The organism is Pseudomonas sp. PGPPP1, assembly GCF_002255865.1.
GTDB lineage: Bacteria > Pseudomonadota > Gammaproteobacteria > Pseudomonadales > Pseudomonadaceae > Aquipseudomonas > Aquipseudomonas cremoris.
In genome coordinates, this window is sequence record NZ_NKIG01000012.1 from 1 (window position 1) to 22,495 (window position 22,495).

A 22,495-nucleotide genomic window follows, 5' to 3' on the forward strand; every position below is an offset into this window, starting at 1 on the left:
CTGGTTTAATTGAGGAAGCACTACGCATGAAGCGATTGGCCGGACTTTCCGCACTTGCCTTGATTATCTCCAGCACCAGTGGCTGCGGTTGGATCTGGGGCCCGGAAGGCTACTTCCGTGACCGCGGTAGCGATTACCTGGAAGCCCAAGCAACCAAACCGATGCAACTGCCGCCGGACGTCAATGTCGCCAAGCGCCTTGACCCGTTGCTGCCGATCCCGCGTAACGTTGCCGACGACACCGTCAAGGGTGAGTACGTAGTGCCGCGTCCGCAGCCGATCTCGGCCGTGGCCGAAGCCAGCGACTACAGCCTGCAGAAGAGCGGTGACAACCGCTGGATCATGGCTCAGCGCCCACCTGCCGAAGTTTGGCCGGTGGCGGTGCAGTTCTTCCAGGACAACGGTTTCCGTATCGACCAGCAACGTCCGCAAACCGGTGAGTTCACCACGGCATGGCAGCAAGGCAGCGAGCTGTCGGCCAACATGGCCAAGCGCCTGCAAGCGAGCGGTGTAGCCGCTGACAGCGAGGCCCGTGTGCGTGTGCGCATCGAGCCAGGCGTGCAGCGCAACACCAGTGAAGTCTACGTGGTGAGCGCCGAGCGTCCTGCCGGCAGCACCGCCAACGTTGACTTTACCAACCGCTCGGTCAACACCGGTGTTGACTCCGCATTGGTTGACGAAATGCTCGCCAGCATGAGCCGTATCTCCGAGAAGGGCGGTTCTGTTTCCCTGCTCGCCGCACGTGATTACGACACCCCAAGCCGCGTCAGCCTCACTGAAGACGGCAGCGGCAACGTGGTGCTGAACCTGGGTGAAGACCTGGACCGTGCGTGGGCCAGCGTCGGTCGCGCGTTGGAGCAAGGCCCGTGGCGTGTTGAAGACATCAACCGCAGCCTGGGCTTGTACTACATCAACGTGGCTGAAAAGGCCGAGAAAAAAGACGACGAGCCAGGCTTCTTCGGCAAATTGTTCGGCAGCAAGCCGACCAAGGAAGAGATCGAGACCCGTGCCGAGCGTTACCAGGTTCGTTTGAGCAAGGTTGGCGAAAGCGTACAAGTCACCGTCGAGAAGAACATCAACACCGTTGCGCCAGCTGAAACAGCGCGCAAAGTGTTGGGCGTGATTCAGGACAACTTGGGCTGATCCGATGCGTTTTGCCGTTCTCGGCAGCGGTAGCCAAGGGAACGGCACGCTGGTCGCACATGACGACACGTATGTGCTGGTGGATTGTGGTTTCTCGTTAAAAGAAACCGAGCGGCGCCTGCTGCGCCTGGGGGTTCACCCCACGCAGCTGAGCGCGATTCTGGTGACCCACGAACATGCCGACCACGTGCATGGCGTGGGTTTGCTGTCTCGGCGCTACAATCTTCCGGTGTACCTCAGTCGCGGCACCTTGCGCGGGATGCGCAAACCCATTGAACCCGCAGGTTTCCTGGCCGGTGGCGAGCAGTTGCAAATCGGCGCGTTGAGCATCGACGTGATTGCCGTGGCGCACGACGCCCAGGAGCCGACGCAATATGTGTTCAGCGACGGCGAGCGGCGCTTTGGCGTGCTCACCGACCTGGGTTCCTACTGCTCCAAGGTGCTGGACGGCTACCGCGACCTCGATGCATTGATGATCGAGTCCAACCACTGTCGAGACCTGCTGGCTCGCGGTCACTACCCATACTTTCTCAAGCAGCGGGTGGGCGGCGAACTGGGACATTTGAACAACCACCAGGCGGCGTACCTGGTGTATGAGTTGGGCTGGCAAGACCTGCAACATCTGGTCCTGGCCCACTTGAGCAGCAAGAACAACCTGCCGACGCTTGCCCGGCAATGTTTTGTCGACACCCTAGGGTGCGACCCGGACTGGCTGCAACTGGCCGATCAAGATTCAGGGCTCGACTGGCGACATATCGCCTAGCCCACCTCACTCAAAGCGGAGCCCATCATGGAAAAACGTGAAGAACTCTACCGCGGCAAAGCCAAGTCGGTTTACAAGACCGACGACGCCAACCGCCTGATCCTGCTGTTTCGCAACGACACCTCGGCGTTCGACGGCAAGCGCATCGAACAGCTGGACCGCAAGGGCATGGTGAACAACAAGTTCAACGCCTTCATCATGCAGAAACTCGAAGAGGCCGGCATTCCGACCCAATTCGACAAACTGCTGGGCGACAACGAGTGCCTGGTCAAGAAGCTGGACATGATCCCGGTTGAATGCGTCGTGCGTAACTACGCCGCCGGCAGCCTGGTCAAGCGCCTGGGCGTGGAAGAGGGCCTTAAGCTCAACCCTTACACGTTCGAACTGTTCCTGAAGGACGACGCCAAGGGCGACCCGTTCATCAACGAATCCCACGTCGTGGCGTTCGGTTGGGGCACCGCTGAGCAACTGGCGCGCATGAAGGAGTTGTCCCTCAAGGTCAACGACGTGCTGAGCAAGCTGTTCGACGACGCCGGCCTGCTGTTGGTGGACTTCAAGCTGGAATTCGGTGTGTTCCACGACGGCTCCATCGTCCTGGGCGACGAGTTCAGCCCGGACGGCTGCCGCCTGTGGGACAAGGACACCAAGAAAAAGATGGACAAAGACCGCTTCCGCCAGGGCCTCGGTGACGTTATCGAAGCCTACGAAGAAGTCGCCAACCGTCTTGGCGTACCGCTTTAATCGACGCAAGCATCTGATAGCACGGAAAAAAATCTCGTTTCGAGCTTTGCTTTCCTGAACCACGCTGTTATGATGCGCGCCGTTGGAGAGATGCCAGAGTGGCCGAATGGGACGGATTCGAAATCCGTTGTACCTTCACCGGTACCTAGGGTTCGAATCCCTATCTCTCCGCCATTACATAGAAAAAGCCCCGTAGCTGAACAAGTTACGGGGCTTTTTCGTTTCTGAGTATTTTTTTCTATTTCCTACCCTTCGGCTTCGACGGTGCCTTTTTATCGGTTTCCTTCACCGTCTCCCTTGGCCTTTTTTTCGCCTCACCCTCTGTCACGTATTCCCCTGTTACCGCATCACGATATCTGGTTGGCATAGAAGCTCCTTGGCTGCCCGTCGCCATGCCGGCGACACTTTCGAGGCTAGTTCAGGGGCTTGAGTGCGTACGCGACATTGTGCGACTTCTCATTACGACGCTTGGCTATAACCGTGATAACTCATTTCTGGAAATGAAAAAGCCTGCTGAGCTCAACGTTCAGCAGGCTTTTTTAGTCGGCGCAGTCTAACTAGGCAGTCTGAGCCACCAGGCTATTACTCACCTTGCGCCCCAACACCAGCACCGTAACAAAACCAGCACCCACCAACGCCGTGGCCAAGCTCAACAGCACTGCGCTGCCCATCTGGTCGACGATCCGCCCGCCGAAGAACGAGCCCAGGGCAATGATTACCTGGAACAGGGCAACGAACAGCGGCATGCCGCGTTCGACGTCCTTGGGGGCGACGACGAACATCCAGATACTGGCGCATGCCGGGAAGGCGCCAAAGGCGAAGCCCCAGAGTGCGATCAGCATCGCGGCGCCGGTCATGCCGGTGGCGAAGTAGGGGAACAGGGCGGTGCTGGTGCCGATCATCAGCGCGACCAGCAACAAGGTGTGGCGCACGCTGCGGTTGGCGGCGAAACCGGCAAACACATTACCCATCACTCCGGCCACGCCGTAAAGCAGCAACAGTGAGCCAATGGTTGGCCCATCGAAGCCCGAACTCTGTTTGAAGAACGGCGCCACATAGGTGTAGGCGGCAAAGTGCGCCAGGCCAATCAGCAAGACCGCGATCAACCCGACCCGAGCTTGTGGGTTGATAAACAGGGCGGGCAGGTCACTGATGTGAATGGCCTTTTCCGGGGGGAGTCGGGGCAGCAAAAATACCTGCGCCAGCAACACCGGCACACCGACCAGTGCAGTGACGAGGAAGGTCATGCGCCAGCCCATCAGGCCACTGAGCCACGTGCCTACGGGCACGCCCAGTACGGTGGCCAGGGTAACGCCCATCATGATGATCGAGGTGGCCTTCGCTACGCCTACGCCCTTAGGCGCCAGGCGACCGCTGAGGGCGATGGCCGTGGCCCAGAATCCGCCAATACTGATGCCCAGCAGCACGCGGCCAAACAGCAGCAGGCTGAAGTCGCTGGCAAACGCTACGACTGAGTTGGCGATGATCATGATCAGCGTCAGGCCGATCAGCAGGTAGCGGCGGTCCATGGCGCCGATACTCACCGACAGCAACGGGGCGGCGAGGGCGGCCATGATGCCGGGCAGCGTCACCATGAGGCCGGCATGGCCTGCACTGATGCCCAGGTCGCTGGCGACGTCGTTGAGGACGCCCACCGGCAGGAACTCGCTGGTCACCAAGGCGAAGGCACCCACCGCGACCGAGAGAATCGCCAGCCACTGCTGTTTGACACTCTGTTGATTATGTTCGGGACGGCCGCTAGGGGCCTGTGTGGCACTTGGCATGGTGTTGGGTTCCAAGATGAATGTCGCCTGAAACCAGGCGGGGGGAGGGAGTCAGGGGGCGATTATATAAACCGGTCTTGAATATTGAGCAGGCGCTCGTTTCGATAGTAATCATCAGTGCTATCGATGCGATGGGCCGGGCTAGACACTTTCGAGGCGTGTTTGGCGTTGGGAGTACAGCGCCAGCCTTCGCAAAACGATGGTTTAGCTCACTTGTACATCTCGATCTGGGAGGCACGCCAGCGAGCGGGTGTCGTCCCTTCCCAGGCGCGAAAGGCTCGATAAAACGAGTTGGTGTCTTCATACCCGAGCAGGCACGCCACTTCCTCTATCTCGATCGACGGTTCGCTCAGCAAATGGCGTACGACTTCCTGGCGCGTCTCCAGCATGAGTTGGCGGAAGCTGGTGCCTTCCTCGGTAATGCGCCGTTGCAAGGTGCGCTCGCTCATGCCCATTTCCCGCGCCACCTCGGCCATCTCCGGTCGACCGCTGGCGAGGATACGCTTGAGGGCGCTTTTCACCTGCAGGCTGATCGTGGACGGTGCCGATGCTTCGGCCAATGCGGCAGTCAGGGCCGGGTTCAGCATCTCGAGCAGTTCTGGGTTATGGCTGGGAAAGGGGCGGCTCAGGTCGGCGGCGTCAAATACCAGTGCATTGCGCTCGGCGCCGAAACGTACGGCACAGCCAAAAAAATCGGCTAATCCATCATGACCGCTTTCCGGTCGAGCCAATTCGATGCTTAGCGGGAGGATGTGCACCCCGGAGCCACGTCTGCCCAGTTCAACAAACGTGGCAAATGCTGCATCGATCAAGAGCGTGGGAGGTGGCGCTTGGGTGCGCAACCAATCGACAGTGACTGTGCAGGTGTTGCCTGCTTCTGTTACCCCGACACGCTCCAGCGTGCACAGTTGTTTGAAGCGTGCGAGGCGGTGCAAGCCATCCCGAAAATCGCGGGCAATAAATGCTACGAAGCTTGCGGGCGGCAATGTAGCGCTATCCAATTGGGTCACCATCTGGATAGCGGCGGTCGGGTCCGGATTGAGCGTGGCGATCGCCTCCCACAAGCGGAAAAACTCCTCGGTGCTGACCTGGCGGCGGTCCCGGCGCTCATGCAGATTAAGCGTGACGGGCAGCCGCGCCTGACGCAACACGGCTGCTGGCGCCAGACCGATGCTTCTCAGGGCTTGCCAAAAAACATCCGGAATATTGAAGCGTGATTGGCGTGCGTCAGACATGGGCTACCTTTTGTTTCAAGCAATCAAATCAATCAGAGGCCGACACGCTAAGGTCATGCCATTTCTTGTCGGAGGCAGCCAGGTCTTCTGCGGCCTTGGCTGCGTACTGCACGGCATCGCTACCGATCAGCAGGCGCAGGGGCGCGTCTTTATTGAGCGCCAACTCCAGTATGATCTCGGCAACCCGAGCCGGGCCGGTCGGTAGAATGCCAGGGGAATTGAGCAGCTCAACCAGGGCACCAACGCTTTGCTGGTAGGGCTCGCTGATCGGCGGGATGGTCATGGAAGCTCCTGACCAATCAGTCCTCATGCCGCCCGGCTCCAACACCGTCACTTGAACCCCCAGCGGGTTTACTTCTTGCGCCAGCACTGTCGAAAAACCACCGACGGCCCATTTGGCGCTCTGATAGGCGGCGAGGCCCGCCATGCCAATACGTCCACCCAAGGACGATACCTGAAAGATGTGCCCGCTGCCCTGTGCGCGCAGCACCGGCACCACGGCCTTGCTCACGTGTACCACGCCATAAAAGTTGGTATCGATCTGGGCCTTGAAATCCTCCAGCGTCACGTCTTCTACCGACGCCAAATCACCATAGCCCGCGTTGTTGACCACCACATCCAGGCCGCCAAAGTGTGCCACCGCTGCTGTGACCGCATTCTCGACCTGTTGGTTATCGGTCACGTCCAACTGCACGGGGTAGACCGCAGCGCCATACTCGGCAACCAAATCATCCAATTGGCGCGGATTGCGAGCAGTGGCAACCACACGATCACCCGCGCGCAATACGGCCTCGGCGATTGCGCGGCCAAGGCCACGGGAACTGCCGGTGATAAACCAGATCTTGGACATGTGAACACCTTTTCGTGTGGGACGGCTGAATTAGCCAGTGCACGAAGGATGGTCTATGAGGGGTGTTCCTACACTAGCAGGAAGGCGCCAAGTGACTTGCAAAGTGCGCCAATCATTGGGTCAGTAGTCATCAAGGTCCGGGTAGGCGATTTTTCCCACAATCCAGGGCATCACTACTTCGTTATGAACGGTCCGTAGAAACGATCCCCACTCGGCACGACTGTGGGCGTTGGGCCCCATTACAGTCAGCAGCAGATAATTGTCGTCATAGGCGTCGTGAGCGTAGATAAGCCAGAAATCGTTCTCTGGGTCATTCGTTGCAGTTGTGCGGTAATACTGGCGCTTGATCTTGGCCCACTGAACCTGCGTTCGGGCCGTGCCCGCCAAATGGATATGGCGCATCTCGCTGAGATCAAGGCTTTCATCTCGACCGAAAATAGACGGAAGTTCGCCGCATACTTTGTAGTTATAAAAGTGTGCGGCGAAGTTTTCCCATCGATTGATTTTTTGGAACAGTGAGGAGATTTTGACCGCGGGCATTCAATCCTACTTGGAGATTGGAAGCTTGCCGCTGATCACAAAGGTGTCGAAGACTTTTTGGCCATCACGCGCGGCTTGCCTTACATCAAGGAAGGTCAGCTCTTCGCTGACGACCTTTTTGCGCGGCTTGTCGACTTTTTTGGTGGTGGCCATCGGAGCCTCCGAAGGATGTGTGTTCATGGCGTTCAGCTTATGTGAATAGTGGTGTGTGATCAAACCGCGCCTCATTGCGCAGACCTGCATAACTGTAGGTGCAGCCTTGATGAACCATCAAGGCTGTCGCTGAGAGACGCGTCTGGTAACCACGTCAGGCAAATCTCTAAACACATTCGTCAGGGACGTCAGCTCCCCAGCCGTCCCGTCAGGCTATCGATAAACACCGTCTCCGCCCGGCTCATCTTTTGCTCCCGATTCCACAGCAGATGAATGTCCACGTCCGCGATTCCCTCATCCGGCGGTAGCCGCCAGAGCAGCTCGTTCTTCACGTCCTCCGCGACCACATGGATCGGCAGGCAACCCAGGCCGAACCCGGCGATCACCAAGCGTCGCACTTCTTCCAGGCTGGACGACGACGCCACAATACGCCCGCTAAACCCTTGTTGATCGCGAAAGATCGTCAACGGCGAGAGCATCCCGCCGATCTGATCGCTGGTGAAACTCACGAAGTTCTCCGATTGCAAATCACCCTCTGCCAAGCCGGTGCGGCCAAACAGTGGATGGTGCCGGCCACAGAAAAACGCGTAGCGCTGGCGCAGGAACAGGTGCTGTTCCAGGCGCGGCTGTGGGCGCCGATTGAGGCTCAGGCCCAGGGTCGCGGTTTTTTCCAGAAGGGCGGCGACGATGTCCGAGCTGCGCATGACTTCGACCTCTAGGTCGACCCGAGGATGCGCGCGGTGAAAACCCGTGAGGAAGTCATCGAAGGTGTCCGAATTGATCCGGCTGATCATCAGCAGGCGCACTTTGCCGATCACTTCATCGCCGGGTTTTTGCAAGGCGTTGCTCATCTGCGAGACCTGGCCGTACATCTCGCCGGCGATGGCGAAGATTTGCTCGCCGGCCTCGGTCAGCACAAAGCGCGGGCCACGGCGGGCGATGAGTTGGCAGTCGAGTTGTTCTTCCAGGCGCTTGAGGGCCTGGCTGATAGCCGGTTGGGTCAAGTGCAGGCGGGCGGCGGCGCGGCTGATGCTCAGTTCCTGGCCGATCACGCGGAAGGTGCGCAGCAGGTTCCAGTCCAGGCGATCGTTGAGCAGAGGGTGGATATCGCGGCGGGCTTCGGACATGGAGTGGCTCGATAATAAGCTGTCGTTATAGTTCGAATAATAAATAGAAAATTGACTAATCATAGCCCCGCGACAAAAAATCACTCCTAACAAGCGCCAACAGAGCGCATGCGTTCGACTTTTCTCCTGCCAAAAAAATAACCAAAGGAGCCTGCCCCATGAAGCCTTCCGCTTCGCCGCAGCCACGCCGTGCTGCGGCCGCCGCTTTTATCGGCACCATGATCGAGTGGTACGACTTTTACATCTATGCCACCGCCGCCGCGCTGGTGTTCGGCCAGCTGTTTTTCCCCTCCGAAGACAAACTGTTTAGCACCATGGCCGCGTTCGGCACGTTTGCCGTGGGTTTCTTTGCGCGGCCGTTGGGCGGCATTGTGTTCGGCCACATCGGCGATCGCATCGGGCGCAAGAAATCCCTGGTCATCACGCTGGTGATGATGGGCGTGGTCACGGTGTGTATCGGCCTGCTGCCTACTTATGCGCAGATCGGTGTCGCGGCACCGGTGCTGTTGATCCTGCTGCGTGTGGTGCAAGGCATCGCGGTGGGTGGCGAGTGGGGCGGAGCCGTGTTGATGGCCGGCGAGCATGCGCCGAAAGGGCGCCGTAACTTCTTTGCCTCTTTTGCCCAACTGGGCAGCCCGGCAGGCTTGATCCTGTCGCTGCTGGCGTTCAGCGCGGTCACCCGTTTGCCGGAAGAAGACCTGCTGAGTTGGGGCTGGCGTGTTCCATTCCTGGCCAGTGCGTTGCTGTTGGTTGTCGGCCTGGCGATTCGATTGGGCGTGAACGAATCGCCTGAATTCCTTGAAGACAAAGCCCAGGCCGAAAAGGCGCGTGCGATCAAAAAAGACCAGGCCCCAGTCATTGAGGTGCTGCGAACCGCATGGCGCCCACTGTTGTTGTGCATCGGCGCCAATACCCTGGGCATCGCCGGCGTGTATTTCACCAACACCTTCATGATTGCCTACAGCACTCAGCAACTGGGCCTACCGCGCTCGCTGATTTTGGAGTGCCTGTTTGTCGTCGCCATCATCCAATTCTGTGTCCAGCCGCTGGCCGCCTGGGTGGCCGAGAAGGTCGGCGCGACACGTTTCCTGTGCGCCATGACCGTGCTGGCCATGGCCTCGCCGTATCCAATGTTCGTATTGGTCAGTAGCGGTCAAGCGCCGTTGATCATCCTGGGGATCGCCCTGGCGGTGGTGTGCATGGCGTCGTTTTATGCGGTGATCGCAGGTTTTGTCAGCGGCTTGTTTGAAACCCGTGTGCGGTATACCGCGATCTCCCTGGCCTACCAGGTATGCGGCGCCTTGGCCGGTGGCCTCACGCCATTGATCGGCACGTGGCTGGCCCATGAATACCAGGGCCAGTGGTGGCCGATGGCAGTGTTCTACAGCCTGATCGCGGCGGTCTCGCTGGTGTGTGTATTGGCGTTGTCGCGCCGTCACGCCACGGCTCATCGTCTTGAGATGGCTCACAGTGTTTGAGGGAGATTGCACAATGTTGAAGATCAATGGAGAGCGCCTGTGGGCCAGCTTGATGGCCATGGCCGAGATCGGCGCGACCGCGCGCGGTGGCAGTTGCCGCCTGGCCCTGAGCGCCGAAGACCAGGCCGGTCGTGAACTGTTCAGCCACTGGTGCACAGCTGCCGGGATGACCCTGAGCGTGGATGCCGTCGGCAACCTGTTTGCCCGCCGCGCTGGTACCGAGAGCGACGCCGCGCCGGTGATGATGGGCAGCCATCTGGATACCCAACCCGAAGGCGGGCGTTTTGACGGTGTGTACGGCGTGCTGGCTGGCCTTGAGGTGATTCGCAGCCTTGATGACCATGGCATCCAGACCCGCAAGCCGCTGGAAATTGCAGTGTGGACCAACGAGGAGGGCGCGCGCTTTACCCCGGCGATGCTCGGCTCGGCAGTGTTTACCGGCACCCTCGCGCTGGACAAGGCCCTGGCCACGGCGGATTCCGATGGCATCAGCGTGGCCGAGGCGTTGCGTGCTACCGGCTATAACGGTTCGCGCCCGTTAGGTGGCGCGGTGGATGCGTATTTCGAAGCGCATATCGAGCAGGGCCCGATCCTGGAAGACAACGCCAAGAGCATCGGCGTGGTCACCGGCGGCCAAGCGATTCGTTGGTTGGACGTGCGCGTCGAAGGCATGGCCGCCCATGCGGGAACGACGCCAATGCCGCTGCGCAAGGATGCGCTGTATGGCGCTGCAACAATGATCCAGGCCCTGGAAAATCTCGCCGCGGATTTCGCTCCCGAAGGCCTCACCACCGTCGGTGAATTGAGCATTGCCAAGTCGTCGCGCAATACCATTCCAGGGCTACTGAACTTCACTGTCGACTTGCGCCACCACCGCGATGCCGACATTGATGCCATGGAGCAGCAAGTACGAGCGCGTTTGCAGGCCATCGCCGAGAGACGTGGCCTGAGTGTCACCATCAGCCCCCATTGGATCAGCCCAGCCACGCCGTTTGATGCCGATTGTGTCGCCTGCGTGCAAGCCTCGGTGGACGCGCTGGGCTACAGCCAGCAACGCATTGTCAGCGGCGCCGGCCACGATGCCATCCACCTGGCGCGCTATTGCCCGACCGCAATGATCTTCATCCCTTGCGTCGGCGGCCTCAGCCACAACGAAGCTGAAGACGTGCTGCCCGAAGATGTGCGCCAGGGCACCGATGTATTGCTCAACGCCGTGTTGCAGCGCGCCGGCCAGGTTCAGTAAGGAGAACTCCATGCGTACGTTTTTCCACCCAGAACAACTCCTGCATCATCCGCGCAGCTACTACTCACGCGGCCAAATGCGCACCCCCCAGGAAGTCCCTGAGCGCGCTCGCAACCTGTTGCTGGCGGCGCAAACCCTGGGCTTCGAGATCCAGCAACCTCAGGACCATGGCCTTGACCCACTGTTGGCCGTACACGGTGCGCCTTACCTGGCCTTCCTTGAAGAAGCGCATCAACGCTGGAAGGAAGTCCCCGAAGACTGGGGCGATGAAGTCATGTCCAATATCTTCGTGCGCGAGCCCAATGCCTTGCGCGGCATTCTTGCCCAGGCTGCGCGCTACCTGGCCGATGGCAGTTGCCCTATCGGCGAACTCACCTGGCGCTCGGCCTACTGGTCGGCCCAAAGCGCTGTCGCCGCCGCCAAGGACATCCTCGATGGCGCTCCCGCCGCCTACGCACTCTGTCGCCCTCCGGGCCACCATGCGCGCTTCGATTCGGCCGGTGGTTTCTGCTACATCAATAACGCTGCGGTGGCGGCACAGGCGCTGCGCGAAGGCTTCCAGCGCGTTGCCGTGCTCGACACCGACATGCACCACGGCCAGGGCATCCAGGAAATCTTCTACGACCGTGATGACGTGCTCTACGTATCGATCCACGGTGACCCCACCAACTTTTACCCCGGTGTTGCCGGTTTTGCCGACGAGTGCGGAAACGCCCGCGGTGAAGGCTTCAACCTCAACCTGCCAATGCCCCACGGTGCCAGCGAGGCGTTGTTTTTCGAAAAACTTGAACAAGCCCTGGCGGCGGTCAAGGAATTTTCGGCGGATGTGTTGGTGCTGTCCCTGGGCTTCGACATCTACGAGCTGGACCCGCAAAGCAAAGTCGCGGTGACGCGTGAAGGGTTCGCGCGGCTGGGGGAATGCATTCGTGGCATAGGGCTGCCGTGTGTGATCGTGCAGGAGGGTGGCTATCACTTGGAAACGCTGGACAGCAATGCGCAGGCGTTTTTCAGTGGCCCTCAGGCCTGGGCGAAGTAACGAGGCGACAGGCTTTACAGAGTGGCGTCCTCGGACAACCTGCACAGCAGGGGGGTGAGGCGCTACTCAGGCGTCAGTTCCAGCACACGACTTCTCCCACCTTCTGCCAGCAGATAAGTCCCATGCCCGGTCGGCACAATCGATTGGGGGGCTTTGAGGAAGGAGAGAATGGTCTTTTGGCGCCCCCGTTTATCAATCAGCAACAACCGCGCGCGGTGCGTGGCATCTTCATTGACCCACAGCCCGCGCTCGTCGCACATCAGAAAGGTCGGCTGATTCAGATTGCTCAGCACCACCGGGTCGCTGCCGTCGGCGGTCAGCTCACGCACCACACCTTTTTTCTTCTCGTTGTAGAGCAGGCGTCCGTCGGTGCAACGCACGATGGCTTCGCCTTCCTGCACCTGGTCGCGTAACACCGTCAGGGACTGGTCGCTCCAGCGGTAGCGTAGCAAGCGCCCGGCCGGCTTGCGGTCTTCGATGGCGTAGAGATCGTCGCCCTCAACCCACAGGCCTTGCACGCTGTCACCTTTGAACAGTTCGGTGACCACGCCGTCCTTATAGAAGCTGACGGGCAAGCCATCGGACTCCTGGCTGAACACCCAACCGCCACGGGTTGGCACGATGCCGTCGGGTTTGGACAGGTCAGCCACCAGCACCTCACGCGAGCCGTCGGGGTGGATGCGCACGATACTGCCCTTACCCTTGTCGAGCTCTTGGCTGACCACCAGCGACCCGTCTGACAACGGCATCAACGATGCTGCTTTCGCCACGTCGCGATGGACTACCTGGACACTCCAACCGGCCGCCGCACTCACGGGATAGAAACTTTGCCAGGCAAAGAAACCGAGGGCGGCGATGCAAGGGGCGCCCACGAGGCAGGCCCCCAGTCGCCATAGGCGCATTGGTTTTTTGTTATTGGATGCGGTGGTCATTGATCGCTCAGTCGATTGGATTTGGCATGCAGACTACGCAGGTGAGGTTTTTTTTCAATGCGCTTGGGCTTGCCATTGACGATAGAGCTTGCGGGCGACTTCCATGCGCGCAATGAAAAGTACCAGAACAATCATTCCGAGCATTGACAGAAAAACGAACCCCAAAAGCAGTCCGCGTTGTTCACTCAGGCCCTCGCGTACGTACTGGCTATAGGTTTTGTCGATAAAAAAAGAACAAATGATATCGAGTTTTTTCTCGGGGAACTCGGGCTGGATAAATGGCTGGAGTGCCGCTGAGGTTCGACATTGATCCACCGTTAGGCGCGCATCGGACCAGAGTCCAAACTTCACATTGTCTTCGGATAAATAGAAGGACGGCGTTTGCGGTGCGTTTTTCAACGACACCATCAAATACTTTGTATCGGTCAATGGAAGCGCTACGGCAACGCCCATCAATAAGGTCATGGCGAGGATGAAGAGGGTATTGATGCGCCATTGCGAAAAACGTCGGGTGATGAAACAAAGCGCGGTGAAGTCGCGCCAGTCTATGTAGTGCTTCACACGGCCGAATTCACGTGGGGAGAATCCATTGTCGTACATCCACTCCTCGGCCTGATCTGCTTCAAGCAGCGTATTGGCGGGAATGTTGAATTCGTAGCGGTAGTACTCCAGCTCGCGCAGGTCCTTGCGCATACGTTCAAAACGCTGGGTTTCGAAGTGAGGCTTTCCGCCAAAAAATCGCCATACCCAATCGCGCAAGAACAGCAGCGAGCCGGAGCGTCGGTAGATGAAACCGAGCAGCCACACGATGGCTACCAACGTAGCGATACTGCTCAGCGCAGCCAGATTTTCAACATACCAAGTCAGCGGTGTGCTTTTAACGATAGGGTCGGCCATGCCTTGATCCTTAGTCATAGAGTCGAGCAAGGGATTTTAGGTATGCGGCGCAACCCTGTCGTTACCTCAAGAAAAACAGGAAGAGACCCACGGCCTCTTCGGAAATGGACGAGTCCACAGTATCCGCCTTTCTGGTGGGGCTCTCCGTAGCTTCCCATCTACGCTCGTACGATAATGCCTCTCTACCTCGACCACCCTGGCCATCCTCGTGATCATCAACTTCGACCTCAACGACCTCCAAGCTTTCCGCGCAGTGGTAGACAAGGGCAGTTTTCGCGGGGCTGCCGAGGCCATCCGTATTTCGCAGCCCGCCCTCAGCCGGCGTATCGAAAAGCTCGAGTCGGCGCTCGACGTCAAGCTGTTCGAGCGCACCACGCGGCGGGTCAGCCTGACCATGGTTGGGCGCGCGTTCCTGCCGCAAGTGGAGCGCATGCTCGACGACCTCGACGTGGCGTTGATGGGCATCAGCAACGTCGCCTCCACGCGCATGGGTAACGTCACCATCGCCTGTGTGCCGTCCACGGCGTACTACTTCATGCCCCACGTGATCTCCGAGTTCCACAAGCTGTACCCGAAAATTCGCCTGCGGGTGCTGGATGCCAGTGCCGGTGAGGTGTGCAACGCGGTGGAAAGCGGCGAGGCGGATTTTGGCGTGAGTTTCAGCGGCAGCCTGGCCGATGAAGTGGAGTTCGAACTGCTGCTGCAGGAGCGCTATGTGCTGGCCTGTCGTCGTGATCACCCGCTGGCCGGGCGCGAGAGCGTGCCGTGGGCCGAAGCCTACGAGCACGACTACATCACCGTGGACAAGACCTCGGGCAACCGCTTCCTGCTGGACCAGGCCTTGCGCGGCGTACGGGTGAAAAAACCGAGTATCTGTGAAACGCACCACGTGACCACGATGATCGGGCTGGTGGAGGCGGGATTAGGCGTGGCGATGGTGCCCTCGATTGCGATGCCGGCCGGCACGCACCCGATCCTGGTGAGTGTGCCGCTGGTGGAGCCGCAGGTGATGCGCAATGTGGGCTTGATAAAACGCCGCGGGCGGACATTGCCGCCGGCGGCGTTGGAGTTGGAGCGACTGGTGCGAGAGATGCCGTTCCGGTCAGCGTGACACCGAGTCCAGGCCGGTGGCTTGCACCACCGGTTGCGCCTCGGGCGAGGCCAGGTACTGCAACAGTGCCTTGGCCTGCTCAGGGTGTTCGGCGTTCACCGGAATGCCCGCCGCAAAGCGCGTCACTGATTGCACGTCTTCCGGGATCTTGCCGACGTAGGTCACGCCCTTTACCGGCAGCAGTTCCGCCACCTGCTGCAAGCCCACTTCGTAGTCACCCTTGGCGACCTGCTCGGCCACCGGGATGCGTTCGATCATGGTGCCTTTGGCCGGCATGCCGAGTTTCTTGAACAACTCCTTCTCGACATACACGCCGCTGGCGCTGTCCGAATACGCCACGGACTTGGCCTTGCTCAGCACGGCCTTGAGTTCTGCATCGGTACCGATGGCCGGTTTGGCGGCGCCTTCCTTCACCACCAGGCCGATGCGCGAGTCTGCCAATTCCACGCGGGACGCCTTGTCGACCTTGCCCTGTTTGATCAACTCATCCAGGGCGTAGCCGACCATGATCACCACGTCGGCGTGTTCACCACGGGCCAGGCGGTTGGGAATCGCTTCCGGCGCCTTGCCCATCGATGGGCCGAGGATTGTGTCCAAGGTGTCGCCGCTGTGCTGGGCATACTGCGGGCCCAGCAATTTATAAGCGGCAGTAAAGCCACCGGAGGTCATCACCTTCAGCTCTTCGGCCTGGGCCGACAGCGCCAGTGCGCCGAGGGCCAGGGCCGTCAGGGTCTTGAACAGAGGCATCATCACACCGCCTCCCGGATCACCTGCCCACGGGTACTGGCGCGGCGATACAGTGCCAAGGTCGAGCACAGGGCGCACGCTGCGGCAAACATCATCCAGTAGGCCGGCGAGGCCTTGTCTTCGGTGATGTGAATGAACCAGGTGGAGATCGCCGGGGTGAAGCCACCGAAGATCGCGGTCGCCAAGCTGTAGGCCAGGGAGAAACCGGCCACGCGTACTTCTACCGGCATGATCTCGGTGAGGGCCGGGATCATCGCGCCGTTGTACATGCCATAGAGGAAGGAGAACCACAGCAGGGTTTCCAGCATATGGGCGAAGCTTGGCGCGTTGACCACGAACGACAGCGCCGGATAGGCGGTGATTACGGTCAGGGCGGTCATGGCGATCAGCACCGGCTTGCGGCCGAAGCGGTCACTGAGGGTGCCGCCGATCGGCAGCCAGACAAAGTTGGAAATGGCCACCAGCAAGGTCACCAGCAAGGCATCGGAGGTGCTCAGCTGCAGCACGGTCTTGCCGAAGGTCGGCGCGTACACCGTGATCAGGTAGAACGCGGTGGTGGTCATGGCCACCATCAGCATGCCGCCGATCACCACGGTCCAGTTTTTCACCAGGGTGGCCAGCACTTCGCGCATGGTCGGGCGATGTTTGCGGTTGGCGAACTCTTCGGTTTCCTGCAGGTTGCGACGCAGGATGAAGATGAACGGGATGATCACGCAGCCGATGGCGAACGGAATACGCCAGCCCCAATCGGCGACCACGGCAGGTTCCATCCACACGTTCAGGCCATAACCCAGAGCGGCGGCGACCACGATGGAGATCTGTTGGCTGCCCGATTGCCAGCTGGTGTAGAAACCCTTGCGGCCGGGGGTGGCCATTTCGGCGAGGTAGACCGAGACACCGCCCAGTTCCGCGCCGGCCGAGAAGCCTTGCAGCAAACGGCCTAACAGCACCAGCGCCGGGGCCCACAGGCCAATGGTGTGATAACCGGGCACCAACACGATCAGCAGCGTGCCGCTGGCCATGATCGACAGGGTCACGATCAGGCCTTTGCGACGACCGACGTCATCGATATAGGCACCCAAAATGATCGCGCCCAACGGACGCATCAGGAAGCCCGCACCGAACACGGCGAAGGTCATCATTAATGACGCAAACTCATTAGCAGCGGGGAAGAACGCGGCAGCGATGTAGGTGGCGTAGAAACCGAACAGAAAGAAGTCGAACTGTTCGAGGAAGTTGCCCGAAGTAACGCGGAATACCGCACCAACTTTCGAGCGGGCAGAGTCGGGCCGGGTAGGGCTAGTCATGGTTTTGTGTCTCCAGCGTTCTTTTTAAAGTGCTTGTTTCGCTTAAGACCGCGGATAGTGGCTGACACATTTAGAAATGATAAGTGAGTTATTTGGATGTATTGATGCGTACAGGCTATCAATCATCGGTTCCGGTCAAACTATCGGCCCTGATCTATGCTTGAACTGTGACCAATTCTTACGGATGGGAGGTGGCAATGACTGACCAACAGAAGCGGCGGGATGAGACGAAGCCTGAGCAACCAAAGCGGCACGAGGAAGAGAAACCGCAAACTTGGAAGCATCCCGATGATGGGACCGAACTGTCTGAGCGGGACCAGGAGCGTCCGCTCAAACCCTGATTCATGAGGCTGCGAAGATCAAATGTGGGAGCGGGCTTGCTCGCGAATGCGGTGTGTCAGCCAATATATCCGTTGACTGGCACTCCGCATTCGCGAGCAAGCCCGCTCCCAACTTAGTTTTGTGTTCAGCCTTGGATTGGCGTGCAAAGCTCCACCAGCGTCCCGTCCGGGCATCGCACATAAGACACCACTTGCCCCCACGGCTTGGCGCTCGGTGCCGACAATTCCGTCGCGCCGTTTGCCAGTGCTTTTGCATGGGCGACCAGCACATCTTCAGTCACGAACCCCACTTCCATGCCTAGCGGCTGCCGGGAGGTGTGCGCTTCAACATGCCCACCCTTGAAATTCATCTCGCCCAATTCATGGGCAGCAAACGACAACGTGGTATCGCCGGTTTCCAATTCGCCATAGGTGCCGGATTCATGCAGGAAACGGCGACTGAAACCGAAGGCCTTTTCGAAAAACGCCAGGGAGGCGGCCACGTCGGGCACGTAGATGATGGTGTAGGCAAATTTCATGGTTGGCGATCCTTGTCAGTAGAGGGGAGGTAACAGCCTTTTTGGTCCATCAATTGCCTCCAGGAATAGGACTCCGTGGAAGCGGGCGGTACTTGGGTCGGTGTTTCGAATTGAGCGAGTGAAGCGCCCGTGTCGGCGTTGACCACTTCGATCCTGCAGAGCCCGCCGTTTTCAAGCATCCCGCCTTTGAGCAGGTAACGCCCTTTCGCGGCGAACTCAGTGATGAATTCAAGGGTACACACGCGGCCGGCGCTTGCCGAGCCTTGCAGCACCAAGTGCAGTGGGGTGTTGGCGGCAATCTCTTGAAAGCCCTGGGGGCGAGGCGTGGCGTTGTAAACGGAGAACAATTCGGCTTCCTTGCCCCGTGCAGCTTGCCGTCCCAGGCGGCAGTCGGTGTCGGTGGATACACCTACAGACAGCAAGTAGTTGTAGCTGTTTGGCGTGTACAGCTCGCTCTTGATCTGCGCACGCGGGCCTTGGACAGGCGCCGCATAGTGTTGATACGGCGCACAGCTGGCGATCAGCACCAGCGAGGCCAGGCAGAGTTTTTTTATCACAGCGGGGCATCCATTCCAGAAGCAATCAAAGGGGGTTACACCAGTAGCGACGTCGGAAAACCCGCGGCCAGCACCAGAAACGCGATCACCGCCGCCAGGCATAAACCGATAAACACGCGCAGCAGCGTCCTCACGGTGGGCGTGGCGATGAATTGGACAACCCAGAGACAGAACCCGGCCACGACAACGGCCAAGGCGATAATGACCAGCACAGTAGTGTTCCTGCGACCTACAAGAGCTGATTTATAGTCCCAAAGCCGCCGGATGAACAGTGTGCACATAGACGCAGCCCTGTGGGCTTTCTAAACTGCGGCTTGTCTTGGGAAGGGGCAGGCGCCGATGAATCGCAATGAATTACGCAAGGCCGACATCAACCTGATGGTGGTGTTCGAAGCACTGATGCTGGAGCGCAATGTGACACGGGTGGCCGAGAAGCTGTTTCTGGGGCAGCCGACCATCAGCTCGGCCCTCAACCGGTTGCGCACCTTGTTTAATGATCCACTGTTTATTCGCGTTGGCCACCGCATGGAGCCCACGGCGCGTGCCGAGGAAATCATCCAGCATCTGTCGCCCGCCCTGGATTCACTGTCGTCGGCCCTGAGCCTGACCCACGATTTCGACCCGTCCATCAGCACCATGACATTCCGTATCGGTTTGTCCGATGACGTTGAATTTGGCCTGCTGCCACCCCTGTTGCGCACTTTGCGCCGGGAAGCACCGTCGGTGGTGTTTGTGGTGCAGCATGTCGACTATTGGCGCATTCCCGATCTGCTCGCCTCCGGTGACATCACCGTGGGCATCACCCAGACCCGAGGCCTGCCGGCCAACGCCAAGCGCAAGCTGCTGCGCCATATTCACCCGCGCATCCTGCGGGCAGACCACTCGGACACGCCGCTGACCCTCGACGAATACTGCTCACGCCCCCACGTGCTGGTGTCCCACACCGCCAACGTGTCGGGGTTTGCTGATGAGTGGCTGGCGGAAATCGGCCGCAAGCGCCAGGTGGTGCTGTCGGTGCCGCAGTACAGCGCGTTGCCGGCGTTGCTGGCCGGGACGGACCTGATTGCCAGCTTGCCGGACTACACTGCCGAGGCCATGGCGGTGTCGGGCCAGCTGTTTTGCGAGCCGTTTCCGTTCGAAACACCGACGTTGGATTTGTCCATGGTCTGGCTCAGTCACGTGGACACTGACCCCGCCGAGCGCTGGGTGCGTTCGCGGCTGGAGGCGTTCATGAGTGATCGAGGATTGGCGGCCAAACCCTGACTGACAGAGCTTTCACGCCTGAGGCGTGATGCCTCGTGATATACCTAAGAATCTTCCTACAAAAAACTTGGAGAAACCCATGCCGCACCTGCACTTGGAATACACCGCCAACCTGACGCAACTGGACACCGACAAGGCCCTGTTGCGCCTGAACCACGCACTGGTGGCTTCCGGTCAGTTCGGCGCCGAGTTTGATATCAAAAGCCGTGCGCTCAAGGTCGAGAGCTTCCGTGTTGGCACCGGCCTGAATGAGCGTGGGTTTGTTGCGGTGCGCCTTGCGTTGCTCAGCGGGCGTTCGTCACAGATCAAACAGCAGCTATCGGAAAGCCTGCTGGCCGTGGTGCAGGACCTCGGCCCCTGGCCGGAAGGCGTGCAGGTGCAATTGAGTGTCGAGTTGCTGGACATTGATCGCGACTCCTACAGCAAAGTCGCCATCGGCTAACGCCCTTGCCCGCTCACTACAATAACCCCTGATCCGCGCACACCTTGACCACTTGCTCACGAAACCAGGTATTGGCGCTGTCCTGTTCGCTGGTTTCATTCCACTGCATATCCAAGGTAAAGCCCGGCAGTCCGTTGGGCGGTTCGCGGTGGCCAAACGTCGACGCGGGCGCCAGCAGCTTTTGCACGCGGCGGGGCAGGGTGACGATGAAGTCGGTGCCGGTGATCATCTTCAACGCCGCGCCATAGCTGTTGGCGCGAGCGATGACCTGGCGCTTGTGGCCCTGGCGTGTGAGCCAGCCGTCGATCATGTTGGTGTCGGAGGTCCATGGCGTAGGGAACACGTGGCGGCGTTCGACGAAGGATTGCAGGCTGAATGCCGGTTCCCGAGGGGCTGAGCGTTTGTCGAACACACAGACCAAATCGTCTTCCAACAGCATCTGGGTCTTGAAGTCTTTGTGGGCGCGGTGGAAGTTCGGGCCGAAGCAGATCACCAGGTCGAGACGCCCCTCACGCAGGTCGTCGGCGGGGATGTCGGTTTCCAGCTTTTGCACATTGACGATCACCGGCAAGTCGGCGCGGTCGAAGTTCTTCAGCAGGCGCGGCAGGATCAGTTGCTCGAAATATTCCGGGGCACACACATTGAAGGTCACAGCCTTTTGCGTCGGGTCGAACGCCTGGCCGCCAGCGTGGCACAGGTTGATGCTTTCGAGGATCTTCTGCACATGGCCATACATGGTGGTGGCCTTGTACGTCGGGCGCATGCCCGCCCGCGTGTTGATAAACAACTCGTCTTCGAAGCTGGTGCGCAGCTTCTTCAAGCTGTAGCTCACGGTGGACTGGCTGACGAACAACGTTTCGGACACTTCGGTAACGCTGCTCTGGTCGTAGACGGCGATAAATACCATCAAGTCCTGCATGTCGAGCTTTCTGAGCAAGTTACTGTTTAGCATCCATTCCATCCGGTAAGCCTTGGCACTGTGGCAGTGCGCGACAAGGGCAAAAGCTTAACGGAACGGTCGTACCATAAGAAGGCTCTGTAGGGCGTTTCTATGTTTGGAGTGAGACAAATACTGTTTACAACACGACGTCAGCGGATATGCCGGGCGTAATGCGCAGGGTTGAAGCGCGTGACCATCAGCAGCATCACCACCACCACCGCCGCGAGTGACCACCAGGCCCATTCGAAACTGCCCAACTGGTCGCGGATCATGCCGGCGATCAACGGCGACAAACCGGCGATCAGATAGCCAATGCCTTGCACAAACGCGGTGAGGCCCCCGGCACGGCGCGGGTTGTCCAGGTGGTCGAGGGACAGGATCAGGCTCATAGGAAACAGGCCGCCGATGCCCAGGCCCAGCAGGCACGGCCACAGCAGGCTGAGGTGTTGCGGGCTGAGGATCAGGCCACAGAACCCGAGGATGATCAGCACCAGCAGCACAGCAACCACCACGCGTTTATCCCGGCGACGGTTGGCGATTGCTGGGGTGATCAGGCCGGAGATCACTTCCATGGCGGTCAGGAAGCCCAGCAGCAAACCCGCGTTCTGCTCGCTCCAGCCTTGCTCCACGTAGTACGGCGCCAGCCACGCGAGTACGCAGGTGTAGGACGCCGTACCCAGGCCAAAGAAGATCGCCAGCAGCCACGCGCGCGCGTTGCCGAAAAATGACGCTTGTGGGCCGGAACCGGCGTGGGGCAGCGGCGGTAACACCGAGCGCTGCGCGTACCAGAACACCAAAGCCAACACCGCGAGCGCCGCCCACACCGCCAGGCCGATGCGCCAACTGCCGGTCTGCACTTGCACGAACGGTGAGAACGACGCCGCCAACGCTGCGCCGCCCATGATCGCCGTGACATACAAGCCCATGAACAACGAGACGTTATCGCTGAACCGCGACTTGATCAGCGCCGGCATCACCGCCTGGATCATTGCGATGCCCACACCGGCGGCGATGGCGCTGACGATCAGCTCCAGCGCCGAATCGAGGAACAACCGTGACAGCGTGGCCGCGCCTATCACCAGCAACGACAGCACGATGCTGCGATGCTCACCGAAGCGCTTGGCCAGGCCCATGCCAAAAAACATCGCCAAGCCCATGGCCATCACCGGCAACATGGTCAGTAACGCTGCGCTGCTGAAGCTCAGCGGCACATCGCCGCGAATCGATGACAACAAAGGCCCCACGGCCGCCATCGACGGGCGCAGGTTAAGGGCGACCAATACGACACTGATCATCAGCCAAACGGCTGTGGTGGGTTTTGCGTGAACGTTTTCCATGGGCCAGCCTT

General features: G+C 59.7%; 24 protein-coding genes and 1 tRNA gene. 10 read left to right on the forward strand and 15 right to left on the reverse strand.

The window, feature by feature from the left end:
• The first annotated feature begins 26 nt into the window (after window positions 1-26).
• The 4 genes from bamC to CFE47_RS14890 all read left to right on the forward strand — a co-directional run bounded on the left by bamC (window position 27) and on the right by CFE47_RS14890 (window position 2,820).
• Window positions 27-1,142, forward strand: a complete 1,116-nt coding sequence (gene bamC, locus CFE47_RS14875; RefSeq protein WP_286838100.1) for an NlpB/DapX family lipoprotein — start codon at window positions 27-29, stop codon at window positions 1,140-1,142.
• Window positions 1,143-1,146: 4 nt separating this feature from the next.
• Window positions 1,147-1,905, forward strand: a complete 759-nt coding sequence (locus CFE47_RS14880) for an MBL fold metallo-hydrolase (protein ID WP_286838101.1) — start codon at window positions 1,147-1,149, stop codon at window positions 1,903-1,905.
• A 27-nt stretch (window positions 1,906-1,932) separates the two neighbouring features.
• Window positions 1,933-2,646 (forward strand): phosphoribosylaminoimidazolesuccinocarboxamide synthase, encoded by a 714-nt coding sequence (gene purC / locus CFE47_RS14885; RefSeq protein WP_003172493.1) that lies wholly within the window; start codon window positions 1,933-1,935, stop codon window positions 2,644-2,646.
• 84 nt (window positions 2,647-2,730) lie between these two features.
• Window positions 2,731-2,820: transfer RNA gene (locus tag CFE47_RS14890), tRNA-Ser, on the forward strand.
• Between the two features lie 383 nt (window positions 2,821-3,203).
• Here CFE47_RS14890 and CFE47_RS14895 read toward each other — a convergent pair.
• The 6 genes from CFE47_RS14895 to CFE47_RS14920 form a co-directional block, all read right to left on the reverse strand.
• Window positions 3,204-4,430 (reverse strand): MFS transporter, encoded by a 1,227-nt coding sequence (locus CFE47_RS14895; RefSeq protein ID WP_286838102.1) that lies wholly within the window; start codon window positions 4,428-4,430, stop codon window positions 3,204-3,206.
• A gap of 209 nt (window positions 4,431-4,639) precedes the next feature.
• The gene (locus tag CFE47_RS14900) at window positions 4,640-5,665 is read right to left on the reverse strand and encodes an AraC family transcriptional regulator (protein WP_286838103.1); all 1,026 of its coding nucleotides are present in this window, start codon (window positions 5,663-5,665) and stop codon (window positions 4,640-4,642) included.
• A gap of 28 nt (window positions 5,666-5,693) precedes the next feature.
• On the reverse strand, window positions 5,694-6,515 hold the full coding sequence (locus CFE47_RS14905; RefSeq protein ID WP_286838104.1) for an SDR family NAD(P)-dependent oxidoreductase: 822 nt from the start codon (window positions 6,513-6,515) through the stop codon (window positions 5,694-5,696).
• Between the two features lie 120 nt (window positions 6,516-6,635).
• Window positions 6,636-7,055: a type II toxin-antitoxin system YafO family toxin gene (locus CFE47_RS14910; protein ID WP_286838105.1), complete on the reverse strand. Its 420-nt coding sequence runs from the start codon at window positions 7,053-7,055 to the stop codon at window positions 6,636-6,638.
• 6 nt (window positions 7,056-7,061) lie between these two features.
• Window positions 7,062-7,208 (reverse strand): hypothetical protein, encoded by a 147-nt coding sequence (locus CFE47_RS14915; protein ID WP_017256035.1) that lies wholly within the window; start codon window positions 7,206-7,208, stop codon window positions 7,062-7,064.
• A 188-nt stretch (window positions 7,209-7,396) separates the two neighbouring features.
• Complete coding sequence (locus CFE47_RS14920) at window positions 7,397-8,335, reverse strand: LysR family transcriptional regulator (RefSeq protein WP_286838106.1); 939 nt, start codon at window positions 8,333-8,335, stop codon at window positions 7,397-7,399.
• A gap of 158 nt (window positions 8,336-8,493) precedes the next feature.
• Between CFE47_RS14920 and CFE47_RS14925 the strand changes: the two genes are divergently transcribed.
• Genes CFE47_RS14925 through CFE47_RS14935 form a run of 3 tightly spaced genes read left to right on the forward strand, consistent with a single transcriptional unit; the run spans window position 8,494 to window position 12,092 of the window.
• Window positions 8,494-9,813: an MFS transporter gene (locus CFE47_RS14925; protein ID WP_286838107.1), complete on the forward strand. Its 1,320-nt coding sequence runs from the start codon at window positions 8,494-8,496 to the stop codon at window positions 9,811-9,813.
• A gap of 13 nt (window positions 9,814-9,826) precedes the next feature.
• Window positions 9,827-11,056: a Zn-dependent hydrolase gene (locus CFE47_RS14930; protein WP_286838108.1), complete on the forward strand. Its 1,230-nt coding sequence runs from the start codon at window positions 9,827-9,829 to the stop codon at window positions 11,054-11,056.
• 10 nt (window positions 11,057-11,066) lie between these two features.
• Entirely contained in the window at window positions 11,067-12,092 is a 1,026-nt protein-coding gene (locus tag CFE47_RS14935; protein WP_286838110.1) for a histone deacetylase family protein, read from the forward strand.
• A 62-nt stretch (window positions 12,093-12,154) separates the two neighbouring features.
• Here the strand turns inward: CFE47_RS14935 and CFE47_RS14940 are convergent, their stop codons facing one another.
• Together CFE47_RS14940 and CFE47_RS14945 are read right to left on the reverse strand one after the other, a co-directional pair.
• Window positions 12,155-12,994, reverse strand: coding sequence for an SMP-30/gluconolactonase/LRE family protein (locus CFE47_RS14940; protein ID WP_286838249.1), 840 nt, complete (start codon window positions 12,992-12,994; stop codon window positions 12,155-12,157).
• Between the two features lie 84 nt (window positions 12,995-13,078).
• Window positions 13,079-13,921 carry a DUF6216 family protein gene (locus tag CFE47_RS14945; protein ID WP_286838112.1) on the reverse strand — a complete coding sequence of 281 codons (843 nt, stop codon included), beginning with the start codon at window positions 13,919-13,921 and terminating at the stop codon, window positions 13,079-13,081.
• 208 nt (window positions 13,922-14,129) lie between these two features.
• Between CFE47_RS14945 and CFE47_RS14950 the strand changes: the two genes are divergently transcribed.
• Window positions 14,130-15,032, forward strand: coding sequence for a LysR family transcriptional regulator (locus CFE47_RS14950; RefSeq protein WP_185709431.1), 903 nt, complete (start codon window positions 14,130-14,132; stop codon window positions 15,030-15,032).
• Here the strand turns inward: CFE47_RS14950 and CFE47_RS14955 are convergent.
• The 5 genes from CFE47_RS14955 to CFE47_RS14975 all read right to left on the reverse strand — a co-directional run bounded on the left by CFE47_RS14955 (window position 15,024) and on the right by CFE47_RS14975 (window position 18,714).
• Window positions 15,024-15,782: a substrate-binding domain-containing protein gene (locus CFE47_RS14955; RefSeq protein WP_286838113.1), complete on the reverse strand. Its 759-nt coding sequence runs from the start codon at window positions 15,780-15,782 to the stop codon at window positions 15,024-15,026. The two genes, CFE47_RS14950 and CFE47_RS14955, sit on opposite strands and share 9 nt — an antisense overlap.
• Window positions 15,782-17,086 (reverse strand): MFS transporter, encoded by a 1,305-nt coding sequence (locus CFE47_RS14960; RefSeq protein ID WP_286838114.1) that lies wholly within the window; start codon window positions 17,084-17,086, stop codon window positions 15,782-15,784. Before CFE47_RS14960 ends, CFE47_RS14955 begins: the two co-directional genes overlap by 1 nt.
• A gap of 466 nt (window positions 17,087-17,552) precedes the next feature.
• Window positions 17,553-17,945: a VOC family protein gene (locus CFE47_RS14965; RefSeq protein WP_286838115.1), complete on the reverse strand. Its 393-nt coding sequence runs from the start codon at window positions 17,943-17,945 to the stop codon at window positions 17,553-17,555.
• Window positions 17,942-18,502 (reverse strand): hypothetical protein, encoded by a 561-nt coding sequence (locus CFE47_RS14970; protein ID WP_286838117.1) that lies wholly within the window; start codon window positions 18,500-18,502, stop codon window positions 17,942-17,944. Before CFE47_RS14970 ends, CFE47_RS14965 begins: the two co-directional genes overlap by 4 nt.
• A 35-nt stretch (window positions 18,503-18,537) precedes the next feature.
• Window positions 18,538-18,714, reverse strand: coding sequence for a hypothetical protein (locus CFE47_RS14975; RefSeq protein ID WP_185709426.1), 177 nt, complete (start codon window positions 18,712-18,714; stop codon window positions 18,538-18,540).
• Between the two features lie 127 nt (window positions 18,715-18,841).
• Here CFE47_RS14975 and CFE47_RS14980 point away from each other — a divergent pair, with 127 nt between their 5' ends.
• Window positions 18,842-19,765, forward strand: coding sequence for a LysR family transcriptional regulator (locus CFE47_RS14980; RefSeq protein ID WP_286838119.1), 924 nt, complete (start codon window positions 18,842-18,844; stop codon window positions 19,763-19,765).
• A gap of 79 nt (window positions 19,766-19,844) precedes the next feature.
• Window positions 19,845-20,207 carry a 5-carboxymethyl-2-hydroxymuconate Delta-isomerase gene (locus CFE47_RS14985; protein ID WP_185709424.1) on the forward strand — a complete coding sequence of 121 codons (363 nt, stop codon included), beginning with the start codon at window positions 19,845-19,847 and terminating at the stop codon, window positions 20,205-20,207.
• A 16-nt stretch (window positions 20,208-20,223) separates the two neighbouring features.
• Here the strand turns inward: CFE47_RS14985 and CFE47_RS14990 are convergent, their stop codons facing one another.
• Window positions 20,224-21,159, reverse strand: coding sequence for a LysR family transcriptional regulator (locus CFE47_RS14990; RefSeq protein WP_286838122.1), 936 nt, complete (start codon window positions 21,157-21,159; stop codon window positions 20,224-20,226).
• 137 nt (window positions 21,160-21,296) lie between these two features.
• Window positions 21,297-22,484 (reverse strand): cyanate transporter, encoded by a 1,188-nt coding sequence (locus CFE47_RS14995; RefSeq protein ID WP_286838125.1) that lies wholly within the window; start codon window positions 22,482-22,484, stop codon window positions 21,297-21,299.
• Window positions 22,485-22,495 lie beyond the last annotated feature (11 nt).

What these genes read in the sequence shown, in the direction of transcription:
- CFE47_RS14895 (WP_286838102.1), bottom strand. Translation starts at nt 4,430, where the DNA reads ATGCCAAGTGCCACACAGGCCCCTAGCGGCCGTCCCGAACATAATCAA.
- CFE47_RS14915 (WP_017256035.1), bottom strand. Translation starts at nt 7,208, where the DNA reads ATGGCCACCACCAAAAAAGTCGACAAGCCGCGCAAAAAGGTCGTCAGC.
- CFE47_RS14995 (WP_286838125.1), bottom strand. Translation starts at nt 22,484, where the DNA reads ATGGAAAACGTTCACGCAAAACCCACCACAGCCGTTTGGCTGATGATC.
- CFE47_RS14910 (WP_286838105.1), bottom strand. Translation starts at nt 7,055, where the DNA reads ATGCCCGCGGTCAAAATCTCCTCACTGTTCCAAAAAATCAATCGATGG.
- CFE47_RS14990 (WP_286838122.1), bottom strand. Translation starts at nt 21,159, where the DNA reads ATGCTAAACAGTAACTTGCTCAGAAAGCTCGACATGCAGGACTTGATG.
- CFE47_RS14945 (WP_286838112.1), bottom strand. Translation starts at nt 13,921, where the DNA reads ATGGCCGACCCTATCGTTAAAAGCACACCGCTGACTTGGTATGTTGAA.
- bamC (WP_286838100.1), top strand. Translation starts at nt 27, where the DNA reads ATGAAGCGATTGGCCGGACTTTCCGCACTTGCCTTGATTATCTCCAGC.
- CFE47_RS14935 (WP_286838110.1), top strand. Translation starts at nt 11,067, where the DNA reads ATGCGTACGTTTTTCCACCCAGAACAACTCCTGCATCATCCGCGCAGC.
- CFE47_RS14880 (WP_286838101.1), top strand. Translation starts at nt 1,147, where the DNA reads ATGCGTTTTGCCGTTCTCGGCAGCGGTAGCCAAGGGAACGGCACGCTG.
- CFE47_RS14940 (WP_286838249.1), bottom strand. Translation starts at nt 12,994, where the DNA reads ATGCGCCTATGGCGACTGGGGGCCTGCCTCGTGGGCGCCCCTTGCATC.
- CFE47_RS14955 (WP_286838113.1), bottom strand. Translation starts at nt 15,782, where the DNA reads ATGATGCCTCTGTTCAAGACCCTGACGGCCCTGGCCCTCGGCGCACTG.
- purC (WP_003172493.1), top strand. Translation starts at nt 1,933, where the DNA reads ATGGAAAAACGTGAAGAACTCTACCGCGGCAAAGCCAAGTCGGTTTAC.
- CFE47_RS14925 (WP_286838107.1), top strand. Translation starts at nt 8,494, where the DNA reads ATGAAGCCTTCCGCTTCGCCGCAGCCACGCCGTGCTGCGGCCGCCGCT.
- CFE47_RS14985 (WP_185709424.1), top strand. Translation starts at nt 19,845, where the DNA reads ATGCCGCACCTGCACTTGGAATACACCGCCAACCTGACGCAACTGGAC.
- CFE47_RS14920 (WP_286838106.1), bottom strand. Translation starts at nt 8,335, where the DNA reads ATGTCCGAAGCCCGCCGCGATATCCACCCTCTGCTCAACGATCGCCTG.
- CFE47_RS14965 (WP_286838115.1), bottom strand. Translation starts at nt 17,945, where the DNA reads ATGAAATTTGCCTACACCATCATCTACGTGCCCGACGTGGCCGCCTCC.
- CFE47_RS14980 (WP_286838119.1), top strand. Translation starts at nt 18,842, where the DNA reads ATGAATCGCAATGAATTACGCAAGGCCGACATCAACCTGATGGTGGTG.
- CFE47_RS14900 (WP_286838103.1), bottom strand. Translation starts at nt 5,665, where the DNA reads ATGTCTGACGCACGCCAATCACGCTTCAATATTCCGGATGTTTTTTGG.
- CFE47_RS14905 (WP_286838104.1), bottom strand. Translation starts at nt 6,515, where the DNA reads ATGTCCAAGATCTGGTTTATCACCGGCAGTTCCCGTGGCCTTGGCCGC.
- CFE47_RS14930 (WP_286838108.1), top strand. Translation starts at nt 9,827, where the DNA reads ATGTTGAAGATCAATGGAGAGCGCCTGTGGGCCAGCTTGATGGCCATG.
- CFE47_RS14960 (WP_286838114.1), bottom strand. Translation starts at nt 17,086, where the DNA reads ATGACTAGCCCTACCCGGCCCGACTCTGCCCGCTCGAAAGTTGGTGCG.